The organism is Luteibacter anthropi (genome assembly GCF_023699965.1).
In the GTDB taxonomy this organism is placed as follows: domain Bacteria; phylum Pseudomonadota; class Gammaproteobacteria; order Xanthomonadales; family Rhodanobacteraceae; genus Luteibacter; species Luteibacter anthropi.
The window spans coordinates 2,801,269-2,816,005 of the sequence record NZ_CP077072.1 but is presented as its reverse complement, the minus strand read 5'-3'; the positions used below and the strand labels follow the sequence as shown (position 1 = coordinate 2,816,005).

The 14,737-nt window shown below is 66.5% G+C and carries 14 protein-coding genes; 13 read left to right on the top strand and 1 reads right to left on the bottom strand.

Annotated elements, in window-relative coordinates:
* Nucleotides 1-626 precede the first annotated feature (626 nt).
* The 13 genes from pyrH to KR767_RS12295 all read left to right on the top strand — a co-directional run bounded on the left by pyrH (nucleotide 627) and on the right by KR767_RS12295 (nucleotide 13,503).
* Nucleotides 627-1,349, top strand: coding sequence for a UMP kinase (gene pyrH / locus KR767_RS12355; RefSeq protein ID WP_166947850.1), 723 nt, complete (start codon nucleotides 627-629; stop codon nucleotides 1,347-1,349).
* 102 nt (nucleotides 1,350-1,451) lie between these two features.
* Nucleotides 1,452-2,009 carry a ribosome recycling factor gene (gene frr / locus KR767_RS12350; protein ID WP_166947848.1) on the top strand — a complete coding sequence of 186 codons (558 nt, stop codon included), beginning with the start codon at nucleotides 1,452-1,454 and terminating at the stop codon, nucleotides 2,007-2,009.
* 20 nt (nucleotides 2,010-2,029) lie between these two features.
* Complete coding sequence (gene uppS, locus KR767_RS12345; RefSeq protein ID WP_166947846.1) at nucleotides 2,030-2,767, top strand: polyprenyl diphosphate synthase; 738 nt, start codon at nucleotides 2,030-2,032, stop codon at nucleotides 2,765-2,767.
* 12 nt (nucleotides 2,768-2,779) lie between these two features.
* Complete coding sequence (locus KR767_RS12340) at nucleotides 2,780-3,598, top strand: phosphatidate cytidylyltransferase (protein ID WP_166947844.1); 819 nt, start codon at nucleotides 2,780-2,782, stop codon at nucleotides 3,596-3,598.
* A gap of 2 nt (nucleotides 3,599-3,600) precedes the next feature.
* Entirely contained in the window at nucleotides 3,601-4,785 is a 1,185-nt protein-coding gene (locus KR767_RS12335) for a 1-deoxy-D-xylulose-5-phosphate reductoisomerase (RefSeq protein WP_250876519.1), read from the top strand.
* A gap of 43 nt (nucleotides 4,786-4,828) precedes the next feature.
* Nucleotides 4,829-6,175 (top strand): RIP metalloprotease RseP, encoded by a 1,347-nt coding sequence (gene rseP / locus KR767_RS12330; protein ID WP_250876518.1) that lies wholly within the window; start codon nucleotides 4,829-4,831, stop codon nucleotides 6,173-6,175.
* Between the two features lie 186 nt (nucleotides 6,176-6,361).
* Nucleotides 6,362-8,785, top strand: coding sequence for an outer membrane protein assembly factor BamA (bamA, locus tag KR767_RS12325; protein WP_250876517.1), 2,424 nt, complete (start codon nucleotides 6,362-6,364; stop codon nucleotides 8,783-8,785).
* 91 nt (nucleotides 8,786-8,876) lie between these two features.
* Entirely contained in the window at nucleotides 8,877-9,905 is a 1,029-nt protein-coding gene (lpxD, locus tag KR767_RS12320) for a UDP-3-O-(3-hydroxymyristoyl)glucosamine N-acyltransferase (RefSeq protein ID WP_250876516.1), read from the top strand.
* Nucleotides 9,902-10,375, top strand: coding sequence for a 3-hydroxyacyl-ACP dehydratase FabZ (gene fabZ / locus KR767_RS12315; protein WP_166947837.1), 474 nt, complete (start codon nucleotides 9,902-9,904; stop codon nucleotides 10,373-10,375). Before lpxD ends, fabZ begins: the two co-directional genes overlap by 4 nt.
* Nucleotides 10,372-11,145 (top strand): acyl-ACP--UDP-N-acetylglucosamine O-acyltransferase, encoded by a 774-nt coding sequence (lpxA, locus tag KR767_RS12310; RefSeq protein ID WP_166947835.1) that lies wholly within the window; start codon nucleotides 10,372-10,374, stop codon nucleotides 11,143-11,145. The genes fabZ and lpxA overlap by 4 nt, the downstream gene beginning before the upstream one ends.
* Nucleotides 11,146-11,206: 61 nt before the next feature.
* Nucleotides 11,207-12,394 (top strand): lipid-A-disaccharide synthase, encoded by a 1,188-nt coding sequence (lpxB, locus tag KR767_RS12305; RefSeq protein ID WP_250876515.1) that lies wholly within the window; start codon nucleotides 11,207-11,209, stop codon nucleotides 12,392-12,394.
* On the top strand, nucleotides 12,394-13,053 hold the full coding sequence (gene rnhB / locus KR767_RS12300; RefSeq protein ID WP_250876514.1) for a ribonuclease HII: 660 nt from the start codon (nucleotides 12,394-12,396) through the stop codon (nucleotides 13,051-13,053). Before lpxB ends, rnhB begins: the two co-directional genes overlap by 1 nt.
* 84 nt (nucleotides 13,054-13,137) lie before the next feature.
* Nucleotides 13,138-13,503 carry a hypothetical protein gene (locus tag KR767_RS12295; RefSeq protein ID WP_166947829.1) on the top strand — a complete coding sequence of 122 codons (366 nt, stop codon included), beginning with the start codon at nucleotides 13,138-13,140 and terminating at the stop codon, nucleotides 13,501-13,503.
* Nucleotides 13,504-13,544: 41 nt separating this feature from the next.
* Here the strand turns inward: KR767_RS12295 and KR767_RS12290 are convergent, their stop codons facing one another.
* On the bottom strand, nucleotides 13,545-14,735 hold the full coding sequence (locus KR767_RS12290) for a molybdopterin molybdotransferase MoeA (protein ID WP_166947827.1): 1,191 nt from the start codon (nucleotides 14,733-14,735) through the stop codon (nucleotides 13,545-13,547).
* Nucleotides 14,736-14,737: the final 2 nt, after the last annotated feature.

Sequence of the window (14,737 nt, the reverse complement as noted above, 5' to 3'; positions counted from 1 at the left end):
TAGGAGCGTGCTTGCGCGCGACCGGTGGAACGGGAACGGTGATGGGCCGCGCCATGAACGGTCGCGCGCAGGCGCGCTCCTACAACGTATTTCACCACGCCCCCGCATCACTGTAGGAGCGTGCTTGCGCGCGACCGGTGGGACGGGAACGGTGATGGGCCGCGCCATGAACGGTCGCGCGCAGGCGCGCTCCTACAGCACGCCGCGATTACGTTGGGAGAGGCGGCGGGGGCGGCCCTTGGCGCGACTTGATGGGGGTGAGGGGAACGGGCGGACAAGGCCGCGTAGCGGGGCCGGCCAGGAAGGCCGGCCCTTTTCGCCGAGGCACGGAGGCCGAGTCGAAAAGCCCCGCACGCTACCCGTGCCCGAAGGGGCGTAAGCCATAAGACACTGAGCCGCGCAGCGGCTCCTCCTTTCCCGAGGGACACCGCAGGCCGGAGCGCCAAGGGCCGCACCCGTCGCCTCGTCCGCCGCCACGCCCCACGCGCCGAGCGCGAGGCCGACAGGCGAGCCCACCCTACGAAGCGAAGCCCCCACCAAACCCCGCGACAGTTTTTCACGTTCCTGTAACAAAGAACGCGCGCTACACTACGCGCGTTTTGCCCCACACAATCTGGAGACCCCACATGAGCAACCAGCTGAACCACCGCCGCATCCTGCTCAAGCTCTCCGGAGAAGCCCTCATGGGTAGCGAGGACTACGGCATCGATCCGAAGGTGATCGGCCGCCTTGCCAAGGAAATCCTCGAAGTCATCGCCGCCGGCGTGCAGGTCGGTGTCGTCATCGGTGGCGGAAACATCTTCCGCGGCGCTGGCCTGGCTGCGTCCGGCATGGACCGCGTCACCGGCGACCACATGGGCATGCTGGCCACCGTGATGAACGCCCTTGCCATGCAGGACGCCATCGAGAAGCTCGGCGGCGAAGCCCGCACCATGAGCGCCATCAAGATCAACGAAGTCTGCGAAGACTTCATCCGTCGCCGCGCCATCCGCCACCTCGAAAAGGGCCGTGTCGCCCTGTTCGCCGCCGGCATCGGCAACCCGTTCTTCACCACCGACTCCGCCGCCGCCCTGCGCGCCGTGGAAATCGGTGCCGACCTGCTGCTCAAGGCCACCAAGGTCGATGGCGTCTACAGCGCCGATCCCAAGCGCCATGCGGACGCCACCCGCTACGAGCACCTCACCTACAACCAGGTGATCGAGCGCCGCCTCGAAGTGATGGACACCGCCGCCATCGCCCTGTGCCGCGAGAACAAGCTGCCCCTGCGCATCTACGACATGACCCAGCCGGGCAACCTCATGAAGATCATGAAGGGCGAACCGGTAGGCACCCTGGTCGACGCCGGCTGATCCGGCCCGCCCCTCCCAGGGGCGCCCTGGCGCGGTGCGGCAAGGCCGGACCGCGCTCCCTGCTATACTCGTCTGCTGACCAGTTCCACCGGAAACAAGCCCATGATCAACGACATCAAGAAAGATGCTGAGACCCGCATGGGCAAGAGCATCGACTCGCTCAAGCACGACCTGAAATCGATCCGCACCGGTCGCGCCAACGCCTCCATCCTCGACAACATCGTCGTGCCCTACTACGGCTCGCCGACTCCGCTGGCCCAGGTGGCCAACGTCACCACGCCCGATGCGCGCTCGCTTTCCGTGAAGCCCTTCGACAAGAGCATGGTCGGCCCGATCGAGAAGGCCATCATGGCTTCCGACCTCGGCATCACGCCCACCACCATGGGCATGGACATCCGCCTCAACTTCCCGCCCCCGACCGAGGAGCGCCGCAAGGAGCTCGCCAAGAGCGTGGCGAAGGAAGGCGAAGCCGCCAAGATCGCCATCCGCAACGTCCGCCGCGACGCCATCCAGCATGTCGACAAGCTGCTGAAAGACAAGGCGATCACGGAAGACGACAAGAAAGGCGCCGACAACGACATCCAGAAGCTGACCGACAAGTACGTCAAGGAAGTCGACGACGTGGTCAAGACCAAGGAACAGGAGCTGATGGCGCTCTGACGCGCCATCGGTCCACACCCATGGCAGCGAGGCCCGAAGCCCGGGTTCCCCGCCACCTGGCCATCGTCATGGATGGCAACGGTCGCTGGGCGAAGCAGCGTCTTCGCCCGCGCACGTTCGGTCACCATGCCGGACAGAAAGCCGTCCGGGAGGCCGTGGAGTTCTGCCTGCGTCGCGGCATCGCCTCGCTCACCCTGTTCGCATTTTCCAGCGAAAACTGGCAGCGCCCGCCCACCGAGGTGTCGGCACTGATGGAACTGTTCCTCAAGGCGCTCGACAAGGAAGTAAAGGAGCTGCACGGCAACGGCGTACGCATCCGCTTCGTGGGCGATCTCGACGCCTTCGCCCCCGAGCTGCGCAAGCGCATGCTGGCCGCCATGGAACACACCGAGGGCAACACCGCCCTCAACATGAACGTGGCCGTCAACTACGGCGGCCGCTGGGATATCGCCCAGGCAGCGCGCCGCGCCGCCGAGGCCATCGCCCGCGGTGAATTCAGCGCCGACGAGCTCGACGAGCATCGCCTGCACGGCTTCACCTGCCTCGCCGACCAGCCGCCGCTCGACCTGTTCATCCGCACGGGTGGCGAGCGCCGGGTCAGCAACTTCCTTCTCTGGCAGCTCGCCTACGCCGAGCTGTATTTCACCGACACCCTGTGGCCCGACGTCGACCAGGACAGCCTCGCCGAGGCCATCGACGACTACGCCCGCCGCGAGCGCCGTTACGGGCGCACCGGCGAACAGGTCGCCACAGGCTGACGCCGGACATACATGCTCAAGCAACGCATCATCACCGCCGCGATCCTCCTTCCGGTCGTCCTGGCACTCATCCTGGTGCCGCCCACGGGCTTTTTCGCCGCCGTGGTCGCCCTCGTCTTCGTGGGCGCCGCATGGGAGTGGAGCCAGCTCGCCGGCTGCCGCACGCCCCTGGGACGCGGCATCGTGGTGGCCTTTGCCGCCGCCATCCTGGCCGCGCTGGTCATCGTGCGCACGCCAGGCGTGCTCACGGTGCTCAGCTTCGTGGGCGTGGCCTGGTGGATCGGCTGCTGCTTCTGGCTGCGTCACTTCACCTTCGCCGCGGCCCCCAACAGCGAAAACCGCCTGCTGAAGCTCGGTGCCGGCGTGCTGGTGGTCATTCCCACGCTCGCCGCCGCCATCTCGCTGCACGACAGCGACCACGGCAACTGGTGGACCCTGCTGGCCCTGGTCATCGTCTGGGCGGCCGATACCGGCGCCTACTTCAGCGGTCGTTTCCTCGGCCGTCGCAAGCTGGCTCCGCGGATCAGCCCGGGAAAAACCTGGGCGGGCGTATATGGCGCCGTGCTCTCCGGCGGCTTTGTCGCCCTGCTCGGCGGCTACCTGCTCGGCGTGCGTGACGGTGGCCAGCTCATCGGCCTGCTCGTGCTCGGCGTGCTCGCCGTGGCTGCCGCCGTCGTGGGCGACCTCTTCGAAAGCCTGCTCAAGCGCCATGCCGAAGTGAAAGACTCCGGCAACCTGTTCCCGGGCCACGGCGGCCTGCTGGACCGCCTGGACAGCGTCTTCGCCGCCCTGCCCGTGTTTGCGGCAGGCAAGATCCTCCTGGGGCTCTGAACATGGCGCTGCGGCAGGTCGCGGTGCTGGGCGCTACCGGCTCCATCGGCACCAGTACCCTCGACGTCATCGCCCGACACCCGGAGCGTTTCCGGGCCAGCGTGCTGGCCGCCAACCGGGACACCGAGGCGCTGGCGCGGCTCTGCGAGCGCTTCCGGCCCGACCTGGCCATCGTCGCCGATCCCTCCATGGAGGCCGATCTCGCCCGGCGTCTCGCTAGCGCCAACGTACGCTGCGAGGTGGCTTCCGGCCCCGATGCGGTCACGGCAGCGGCGGCCGGCACGCTTTGCGACACCGTGGTGGCGGCCATCGTCGGTGCCGCCGGCCTGGATTCCACGCTTGCCGCCGCCCGTGCCGGCAAGCGTCTTCTACTGGCCAACAAGGAATCCATCGTGATGGGCGGCGAGCTGCTGCTCCAGGCGCTGCGCGAAGGCGGCGGCGACCTCATCCCGATCGACTCCGAACACAACGCCATCTTCCAATGCCTGCCCGGCGGCCGCCCCGACCTGGCCGGCGCCGGCGTGCGCCGCCTCGTGCTGACCGCCTCCGGTGGCCCGTTCCGCGGCAGGCGCAGGACCGACCTGGGCACCGTGACACCCGACCAGGCCTGTGCCCACCCCAAGTGGTCCATGGGCCGGAAGATCTCGGTCGACTCCGCCACGCTGATGAACAAGGGCCTTGAAGTCATCGAGGCGCACCACCTGTTCAACGCCCCGGTGGACGCCATCGAGGTCGTGGTGCATCCGCAGAGCCTCATCCACTCCCTGGTCGACTACGTGGACGGCTCCATGCTTGCCCAGCTGGGCAACCCCGACATGCGCACCGCCATCGCCTGCGGGCTGGCGTGGCCCGAGCGCATCGGCGCAGGCGTGGCCCCGCTGGACCTCGCCGCCCACGCCCGCCTGGACTTCGAAGCCCCCGACACCGACACCTTCCGCTGCCTGGCGCTGGCCTTCGAGGCCCTGCGTGCCGGCGGCGACGCCACCGCGATCCTGAACGCCGCCAACGAAGTGGCGGTCGAGGCATTCCTCGCCGGCACCCTGCCATTCCTCGGCATCGCGGAGGTCGTCGAGCGCGTTCTTGAGGAACTGCCGGCCAAACCCGTGGTCGATGTCCAGACCCTCAGGGGACGCGACGACGAAGCAAGGCACGCAGCGCGGGACGTTCTCCGTCGCGCTTACTGCTAAACTCGTTCCACCTAAACGTTTTTCTCGAGACCCACCCTCCCTGATGAGCCCTGTCCTTGGTTCCGTGTTCTGGCTGCTGGTGACGCTCGGCGTCCTGGTGACCTTCCATGAATTCGGCCACTACTGGGTCGCGCGCCGCTGTGGCGTGCGCGTGCTGCGCTTCTCCGTAGGCTTCGGCCGGCCGCTGTGGCGGCGCGTGGCGAAGGACGGCACCGAATACCAGATCGCCGCCATCCCGCTGGGCGGGTACGTGAAGATGCTCGACGCCCGCGAGGGCGACGTCGATCCGTCCCAGCTCGGCGAGGAATTCACGGCCAAGCCGGTGTGGCAGCGCATCGCCATCGTGGCCGCCGGCCCGGCGTTCAACCTGATCTTCACCATCGCCGCCTTCTGGGCGATGTACATCGTGGGCAAGCCCGATGTCGCCCCGCTGGTCACCGCCGCTCCCACCACCATCGCAGCCCAGGCAGGCATCCGCCCGGGTGATCGCATCGTGGCGATGGACGGCGAGCCGGTGAGCACCTGGAGCGACGCCATGAACGTCCTCGCCAATGCCCTGCTCGGCACCTCGCCGCTGCCGGTCCGGGTGACGGGCACCGACGGCGCCCAGCGCGACGTGGTGCTGCCGCTGCAGAAGCTCGACAACTCCGGCGACATCGGCCAGCGCTTCGTGCAGCTGGGCCTCGCCATGGCTCCCATGCCCCCGGTGATCGGCAGCGTGCTCAAGGGCGCCCCCGCCTCGCTGGCCGGCCTGCGCGCCAACGACCGCATCGTCAGCGTCAACGGGCAGCCAGTCACCACCTTCGAGGCTTTCAGCAAGCTCGTCTCCGAGCAGGCCAAGGTGTCGCCGCAGCTTGCGCTGGTCATCGAGCGCGACGGCAAGCCCATGAATATCTCGCTGACCGCGCGCATGGCGTCCGAGCAAGGCCAGCCGGCCCGCTGGCAGATCGGCGTGGCCGCCCTGCCGCCCGAGGCCGCCACGCTGCGCTACGGCCCGGTGCGTGCCTTCACCGAATCGCTCTCCGCCACCTGGAACGGCGCACGCAACACGGTCGGCCTGATCGGCAAGATGCTCTCCGGCGAGGCCTCCACCAAGAATCTTTCCGGTGTCATCGGCATCGCTCAGGTGGCCAACGACTCGGCCAACCGCGGCCTGGGGTGGTTCCTCAACTTCCTCGCCCTGGTGTCGCTCAGCCTCGCCATCCTGAACCTGCTGCCCATCCCGGTGTTGGATGGCGGCCACCTGCTGTATTACCTTATCGAGTTGGTCAAAGGCAGCCCGGTCAGCGAACGCACCATGATCGCCGGCCAGTATGTGGGTCTCGCCTTGCTGTTCACACTGATGGGGCTGGCATTCTTCAACGACATACAGCGAATGCTCGTCTCGTGAGGAGGGTCCACGCGCCGCGCGGACCGGACTCACGTGAGCGCCCTGATCGGGCGCATCCGTATCACCCAGGCCCTGGACGCTCACGCGCCCATGGCCGAACGACGCCGGGCATGAGCCAGGCGCGTGCTCCTCTTCGGTCTCCGGCCTCGTCCGCCGGCGACTGGAATTAACCCAACGGAATCGACGATGAAGCGTATCGCCGCCCTGATCCTGCTTGCCTCCCTGTCCGCCAATGCGCTTGCCTTCGAGCCGTTTGTCGTTTCCGACATCCGCGTCGACGGCCTGACCCGCATTGCGCAGGGTACAGTGCTGAGCTACCTGCCCGTCGAGAAGGGCGATACGCTCAGCGACGACAAGGCGCAGGCAGCGATTCGCGCCCTGTACCAGACCAAATTCTTCAGCGATGTGGAACTCGACCGCCAGGGCAGCATCCTGGTCATCAAGGTCGTCGAGCGTCCCGCCATCGCCAAGCTCACCCTGCGTGGCAACAAGGACATCAAGGAAGACGATCTCCGCAAGGGCCTGAAGGAAATCGGCCTGGCCGAAGGTGAAACCTTCGACCGCCTGTCGCTCGACCGCGTGCAGCAGGAGCTGATCCGCCAGTACTACAACCGCGGCAAGTACAACGTGTCGGTCGATCCGCACGTGACCCGCCTCGACCGTAACCGCGTGGCGATCGACATTGAAATTCGCGAAGGCAAGGCCGCGAAGATCAAAGAGATCAACATCATCGGCAACAAGGCCTTCCCGGATAAGCCGATCCGCAAGGAATTCGAATCCAACACCAGCAACTGGCTGTCCTGGTACTCCAAGGACGACCAGTACTCGCGCGAGAAGCTCTCCGGCGACCTGGAGAAGCTCGGCAATTACTACATGAACCGCGGCTACGCCGACTTCGGCATCGACTCCACCCAGGTGTCGATCAGCCCGGACAAGCGCACCATGTACGTCGATGCGAGCGTGAAGGAAGGCGAGGTCTACACCGTCTCCGACGTGAAGCTGCTCGGTGAGCTGATCCTGCCGGAAGAGACCCTGCGCAAGCTCGTCTTCATCCACAAGGGCGACACCTTCAACCGCGCGGCCATCGAGGCCAGCGACGACGCGATCAAGGGCATCCTGGCCAACATCGGCTACGCCTTCGCGAAGGTCACCCCGGTGCCGAAGCTCGACAAGGACAAGCGCACCGCCGACGTCACCCTGTTCATCGAACCGGGCAAGCGCGTGTACGTGCGTCGCGTGGTCTTCCAGGGCAACACCCGCACGGAAGACGAAGTGCTGCGCCGTGAAATGCGCCAGCTCGAAGGCGCCTGGTACGCCCAGGGCGCCATCGACCGCTCGAAGACCCGTCTGCAGCGCCTGGGTTACTTCAAGACCGTCGACATCGACAAGCAGCTCGTGCCGGGCACGGTCGACCAGGTCGACCTCACGGTGAAGGTGGAAGAACAGTCCGCCGGCTCGCTGATGTTCGGCGTGGGTTACTCGCAGTACAACGGCATCATCCTGTCGGCCTCGGTGTCCCAGAACAACTTCCTGGGCACGGGCGACCGCTTCTCGATCGGCGCTGAAACCAGCACGTTCTACAAGCGCGTCAACGCCAGCTACGTGAATCCGTACCTCACCGACTCGGGCATCCAACTGGGTTACAACCTCAGCTACAGCAAGCTCGACTACGGCGATACCGATCTGGCGAACTACACCTACAGCACCAAGTCGTTCCAGACGACGCTGTCGGTGCCGATCTCGGATTACGACTCGCTGTCGACCAGCCTGGGCATCAGCTCCAACCTGATCAACACGTCGAGCCTCACGCCATCCGTGCTGCAGGCATACCAGAACGCCGTGGGCAACAAGACCATCCATTCGTGGACGTCCAGCCTCGGCTATACGCACGACACCCGCAACAGCTACTGGGCTCCCACCCGCGGCGGCCAGCTCACCGCGTCCATCGAGGGTGCGCTGCCGGGTTCCACCGTGCAGTTCTACAAGATCTTCGGCGAAGCCAACCACTACTGGCCCATCGGCAAGGGCTTCGTGCTCTACCTCGACGGCCAGGTCGGCTACGGCAAGACCTACGGGCAGACGTATAAGGAAGACGGCTACATTCCCAATCCGGATCCGAACGGCAAGCCGATCCAGGTTTACGCCAAAGGCCAGAGCATCGACTTCCCATTCTGGGAAAACTACTACGCCGGTGGTGTGCGCGACGTCCGCGGCTTCCAGGACAACACCCTGGGTCCCCGTCTCTGCGACGGCGGCAGCGCCTCGTCGGTGCCGGACAGCCACGGTCGATGCACGGGCGGTTACTACACCTACGGCCAGCCGGTCGGTGGCGCGTTCAAGGTGCTGGGTACCGCGCAGGTCTTCCTGCCCCTGCCCTTCCTGAAGGACGTCAACACCGCCCGCGTGTCCTGGTTCGTGGACGTGGGTAACGTCTACGCCAACTACCAGGCGTTCAAGGCCAGCGAACTGCGTGCCTCGACGGGTCTCTCGCTGCAGTGGCAGGCGCCGATCGGTCCGCTGATCATCAACTTCGCCGTGCCGTTCCGTAAGCAGGATTCCGACAGCCGCTTCGTCGAGCGCATCCAGTTCACCTTCGGCAACACGTTCTAAGAGCGTGAAGCGCAGGGCTTGAACAGTAAGTAGAATCACGGGGGTGGCAGGGAGCGATCCTTTGCCACCCCTTTTCTTTTGGGAGTTCTTTGTGAGCGGGAATCCGCAATTCACGCTTGGCGAACTGGCCGAGCGGTTCGGGCTGGAAGCACATGGCGACCCGTCCACCACCGTGGACGGCGTAGGCACGCTCGCCGCCGCCACGCCGTCGCAGTTCACCTTCCTGTCCAATACGAAGTACACCTCGCAGCTGGCCGATACGCAGGCCGGCATCGTCGTGCTCCATGCCGACGCGCTGCCGCTGCGCAAGGGCGCTGCCCTGGTGGCGAAAGATCCCTACGTCGCCTACGCGAAGATCGCATCGCTGTTCGAGAAACATCCCGCCGCACCGCGTGGCATCCACCCCAGCGCCGTGGTGTCGCCGTCCGCGCGCGTGCATGCCACCGCCAGCGTCGGCCCGTGCTGCGTGGTGGAAGACGGCGCCGTCATCGAGGAAGGCGCCATCCTGGGCCCGCATTGCACGATCGGCCCGGGCTGCGTCGTGGGCGCACAGTCGCGCCTGGTTGCCCGGGTGACCCTGGTGATCCGCGTCACCCTCGGCAAGCGCGTCCTGGTTCATCCGGGTGCCGTGATCGGCTCCGACGGCTTCGGCCTCGCCTTCGACCGCGACCACTGGGTGAAGCTGCCCCAGCTGGGCGGCGTGCGCATCGGCGACGACTGCGAGATCGGCGCCAACACCACCATCGACCGTGGCGCGCTGGAAGACACCGTACTGGAAGAGGACGTGCGCCTCGACAACCAGATCCAGATCGCCCACAACGTCTACATCGGCGCCCACACCGCCATGGCGGGCTGCTCGGCCGTGGCCGGCAGCGCGAAGATCGGCCGCTACTGCCTCATCGGCGGCAACGCAGGCGTGCTCGGACACCTCGAACTGGCTGACCGGGTTACCATCACCGCGAAAAGCCTCGTGACGGCATCCATCAAGGAACCGGGCGAATACTCGTCCGGCTCGCCCCTGCAGGAAAACCGCCAGTGGCGCCGCAATGCGGCACGCATGAAACACCTAGACGAGTACGCGCGCCGCCTCGCGGCGTTGGAAAAGGACAAAGGGCAATGACCGAACACAATGCCGCCGTGAAGCTCCCGGTGGACGTCGAGCAGATCCAGCAGCTGCTGCCGCATCGCTATCCGTTCCTGCTGGTGGATCGGGTGACCGAGATCGACCTGGGCAAGACCATCACGGCGATCAAGAACGTCACCATCAACGAACCGTTCTTCCAGGGTCATTTCCCCGGCCACCCCGTCATGCCGGGCGTGCTCATCGTCGAGGCCATGGCCCAGACGGCCGGCCTGCTCACCCAGATCACCAGCCAGGCCGAAGGCCAGGGCGGCAGCCCCCTGTTCTACCTGGTGAAGGTCGACAACGCCCGCTTCTCCGCCGTGGTGGCGCCGGGCGACCAGCTGGTCATGAAGGTGTCCCTGAAGCGCCTGATCCGCGGCATGGGCCTGTTCGAGGCCAAGGCGTTCGTCGACGGCGACGTGGTTGCCAGCTGCGAACTCATGTGCGCCGCAAGGAGCGACAAATGATTCATCCCACCGCGCAGATCGATCCTTCCGCGCGCATCGCGGACAACGTCAGCATCGGTGCGTTCAGCGTCATCGGTGCCGACGTCGTCATTGGCGAAGGCACCACGATCGGTCCGCACGTGGTGATCGAAGGGCCTGCCACCATCGGCCGTGACAACCGCATCCACCAGTTCGCCTCCATCGGCGGTCCGCCGCAGGACAAGAAATGGAAGGGCGAGCGCACGGAAGTGATCATCGGCGACCGCAACCTCGTCCGTGAATTCGTCACCATCAACCGTGGCACCGGCGACGGCGGCGGCGTAACCCGCATCGGCAACGACAACTGGCTGCTTGCCTACGTGCACATCGCGCACGACTGCCAGGTGGGCAACAACATCGTGTTCTCCAACTATTCGGCCCTGGCCGGCCACGCGGAAATCGGCGACTGGACCATCCTGTCGGGCTATTCGGGTGTGCACCAGTTCTGCAAGGTGGGCGCCCATGCCTTCCTCGGCATGGGCTGCCTCGTGGGTTCCGATGTGCCTCCGTTCGTGATGATGGCCAACGAAACGCGTGGCCGTCCGCGTGGCATCAACAGCGAGGGCCTGAAGCGCCGCGGCTTCGACACCGGCCGCATCGCCGCCATCAAGCGCGCCTACCGCACCCTGTACATGCAGGGCCTGCCGCTGGCCGAAGCCCGCGAGCAGTTGCAGTCGCAGGCCGAGGCCAGCGACGACGTGCGCCAGTTGCTCGAATTCCTCGATCGTAGCGAGCGCGCCATCGCCCGCTGATCCGACGGACCGGCGCCCACCCGCGCCGGTCCCCGATACTTTCCCAGGGAGGCCCGTCCGCATGTCCCCGACCCGCCCCTCTCCCCTCATCGCCCTGATTGCAGGTGAGGATTCCGGCGACCAGCTTGGCGCCGATCTCATCGAGGCCCTGCGCCAGCGCTTTCCCGATGCGCGCTTCGTCGGCATTGGCGGGGCACGCATGCTCGCCAGGGGTTTCGACTCCTGGCACGACATCCGCGAACTCTCGGTCATGGGTTTCGCCGAAGTGGTGAAGCATCTTCCGCGCCTGCTACGGCTACGCAAGTCGCTCGTGCAGCGGCTGCTGGCCGAGCGACCCGATATCGTCGTCGGCATCGATGCACCCGACTTCAACCTGGGCGTGGAAAAGCGCCTGAAGGACGCCGGACTCACCACTGTGCACTACGTCAGCCCCTCGGTATGGGCCTGGCGTGAGAAGCGTGCGGAGAAGATCGGCCGCTCGGCCGAACGCGTGCTGTGCCTGTTTCCCATGGAGCCCCCGATCTACGCCAGGCACGGCATCGACGCCCGCTTCGTGGGTCATCCGCTGGCCGACCGTTTTCCGATGGTGTCCGACCGCGCACCGGCACGCGACGCGCTGGGCCTGCCCCAGGACGCACCGGTGCTCGCCGTGCTGCCCGGCAGCCGGCCCAGCGAGATCGAACGGATCGGCGCCATCTTCGTGCAGGCGGCACGCCAGATTGCCAGTGCCATGCCGGCGCTGCGGATCGTGGTGCCCTCGGCCAACGAGCGCGTGCATGCGCGCCTGAAGGAGCTGCTGGCCGGCTTCCCGGGCACGCCGCCGCTGCTTACCGATGGCCATTCCCACGAGGCCATGCTGGCTGCGGACGTCGTGCTGCTCGCGTCAGGCACGGCCACGCTCGAAGCGATGCTGGCCAAGCGCCCCATGGTGGTCGGCTACCGCGTGTCGCCCACGAGCTACCGCATCGCCAAGGCGCTGCGCATGCTCAAGACCGACGTCTACAGCCTGCCCAATATCCTTGCCCGTGCCTGTGGCCTCGGCAATGAGCTGCTGGTTCCCGAGTTCATGCAGGACGATTGCACGGCCGACAATCTCGCGCAGGCCACGCTGCGGATGCTCGGCGACAGCGAGCGACGGGGCACCGTGGTGGCAGCGTTCGAAGTGCTGCACAAGGAACTGCGTGGCGGACTGGAAGGCCAGGCGGCCGACCGTGCCGCCGATGCCATAGCCGACCTGATCCGCCGCTGATGCCCCGCAAGCCCAACGTCACCCGCCAGCTCGCCCGCGATCTCATCATCGCCGGGGTGGATGAAGCCGGGCGCGGCCCGCTGGCCGGACCCGTGGTGGTGGCTGCGGTGATCCTCGACCCGGCGCGGCCCATCCGCGGGCTCAACGACTCCAAACAGCTCAACGAAGACACCCGCGAAAAACTGTACGGCCGCATCGTCGAACGTGCCCTGGCCTATACCGTGATCTTCGTCGAGCGCGAGGAAATCGACCGGATCAACATCTTCCAGGCCACCATGACGGGCATGACCCGCTCGCTCATGGGCTTGTCCATCGCCCCGCAGATGGCGCTGATCGACGGCAACCGCCTGCCGCGTACCCTGCCTTGCGAGGCCCGCGCCGTGATTGGCGGCGACGCCACCGAGCCGGCCATCAGCGCCGCCTCCATCCTGGCCAAGGTCAGCCGCGACCGGCATATGCACGCGCTCGACGAGCGTTTCCCCGGCTATGGCTTTGCCCGGCACAAGGGCTACGGCGTGCCCGAGCATCTCGATGCCTTGGGCCGGCTGGGGCCCTGCGAGGCCCATCGGCGCAGTTTTGCCCCGGTAAAGCGCTGGTTCGAACCGGAAACGCCTCCGGTTGCCGATCTCTTTGCCGAAGCCCTGTCACAAACGTCCTAAAGTTCTGGTTGATCCCGCCGATACGCCTGCCAACGCCCTCCATCTTTGGGCGTATGTCTTGCTCATTGCTTACAGGGACTAACCATGAAGAAGTTCGTTATTGCCACGGCGCTGCTCGCCGCGGCTCCGTTCTCGGCGCATGCCGCCTGCGCCGCCAAGGATTTCAGCATCGAAGGCTTCGCCGTCAAGATCCAGCAGGGTGCTGGCCAGCCGCGTTTCAGCATGAAGGGCGAGCTCGTCAACAAGTGCCCGGAAGCGGCCGCTGCCCAGATCCGCATCGACGCGAAGGATGCCTCCGGCAAGGTCATCGCCAGCAAGCAGGGCTGGCCGGCCGGCACCTCCAACATCGAACCGGGCAAGAGCGTCGATTTCGACCTCGGCCGCCTGTTCCGTTACTCGGCTGACATGCAGGACTACACCGTCGTCGTTTCCGACGTCAAAGCCTGGTAAGTCGTGTTTTCGCGATGCGCGGCCGCCGGCCGCGCATCGTTTCAGATAGGCACCCAGGCCACGCGCTCGCCCGCCTTGAACGCCTCATCCCTTGCCGGCAGCCACGCAAGCACGTGCGCCGATGCCAGGTTGCTGAGCATGTGCGACTCCTGCTTCGGCAGAAGATGCAGCCTCGCCGTACCATCGCCCAGATCCAGACGCATGCGCACCAGCCGGTCGCGCTGGGCATCCGCGTCCATCGATTCCGTCAGCACACCCTGGCTCCATACCGGCTGGACAGCCGTTTCGCCTTCCAGGTGCGATAGCACCGCCCGGGCGTGCACCACCAGGCAGACCAGCACGGCGGCCGGGTTACCCGGCATGCCCAGTAGCGCCTTGCCGTCGCGCACGCCATACCAGAGCGGCTTGCCGGGCTTCTGCGCCACTTTCCAGAAGGAGGCGCGCACGCCCAGGCGATCGGCCACGGCGGGCACGTAATCGCGATCGCCCACCGACACGCCGCCGCTGGTGACCACCAGGTCAGCGCTATCCAGTGCCGCACTCAGCGCCTCTTCGAGCGCCGCTTCGTCATCGGGCACGTAAGCCACCACCGGTTCGCCATAGCCATGCTCGACGAACCATGAACGCAGCAAGGGACCGTTGGCATCGTAGATCTGCCCCGGTCCCAGCGGGTGCCCCACGCGCAGCACCTCGTCGCCCGTCACGAGGACGGCAATGCGCGGCCGCCGATGAACGTCCAGCGTATCGACACCTGCCATGGCCAACGCCGCCACGAGGCCGGAGGTGACGCGCTGGCCGGCATGAGCCAGCACCGTGCCTGCGAGCAATTCCTCACCCTCGCGACGCACTTCGTCCCCGACGCGCACTGCCTGGCGCAGGCAGATGCCGTGTCCATCACGTTCGACGATCTCCTGGCGCGCCACCGCATCGGCGCCATCCGGCAGCATCCCTCCGGTAAGGATGCGCACGGCCTGCCCCGGGCCTACATGCACGCCAGCCGGGGAACCGGCGGCGGCCGTGCCAATGAGCTGGCGGGACGCCACGCCGTCTGCGGCACGAACCGCGTAACCGTCCATGGCACTTTGGGTAAAGCGTGGCAGCGCGATGCGCGCCTTCGGTGATTCCGCAAGCACCGATCCCAGTGCCAGTTCCAGTGGCACACGTTGCACGGACAAGGGAGCCAGCGTGCGCGCGTAGTGTTCGAATGCCTGTCCGAGGGGAAGCAAGGCCATCG

Coding starts and splice junctions, on each gene's coding strand:
- pyrH (WP_166947850.1), top strand. CDS start 627: ATGAGCAACCAGCTGAACCACCGCCGCATCCTGCTCAAGCTCTCCGGA.
- frr (WP_166947848.1), top strand. CDS start 1,452: ATGATCAACGACATCAAGAAAGATGCTGAGACCCGCATGGGCAAGAGC.
- uppS (WP_166947846.1), top strand. CDS start 2,030: ATGGCAGCGAGGCCCGAAGCCCGGGTTCCCCGCCACCTGGCCATCGTC.
- KR767_RS12340 (WP_166947844.1), top strand. CDS start 2,780: ATGCTCAAGCAACGCATCATCACCGCCGCGATCCTCCTTCCGGTCGTC.
- KR767_RS12335 (WP_250876519.1), top strand. CDS start 3,601: ATGGCGCTGCGGCAGGTCGCGGTGCTGGGCGCTACCGGCTCCATCGGC.
- rseP (WP_250876518.1), top strand. CDS start 4,829: ATGAGCCCTGTCCTTGGTTCCGTGTTCTGGCTGCTGGTGACGCTCGGC.
- bamA (WP_250876517.1), top strand. CDS start 6,362: ATGAAGCGTATCGCCGCCCTGATCCTGCTTGCCTCCCTGTCCGCCAAT.
- fabZ (WP_166947837.1), top strand. CDS start 9,902: ATGACCGAACACAATGCCGCCGTGAAGCTCCCGGTGGACGTCGAGCAG.
- lpxA (WP_166947835.1), top strand. CDS start 10,372: ATGATTCATCCCACCGCGCAGATCGATCCTTCCGCGCGCATCGCGGAC.
- lpxB (WP_250876515.1), top strand. CDS start 11,207: ATGTCCCCGACCCGCCCCTCTCCCCTCATCGCCCTGATTGCAGGTGAG.
- rnhB (WP_250876514.1), top strand. CDS start 12,394: ATGCCCCGCAAGCCCAACGTCACCCGCCAGCTCGCCCGCGATCTCATC.
- KR767_RS12295 (WP_166947829.1), top strand. CDS start 13,138: ATGAAGAAGTTCGTTATTGCCACGGCGCTGCTCGCCGCGGCTCCGTTC.
- KR767_RS12290 (WP_166947827.1), bottom strand. CDS start 14,735: ATGGCCTTGCTTCCCCTCGGACAGGCATTCGAACACTACGCGCGCACG.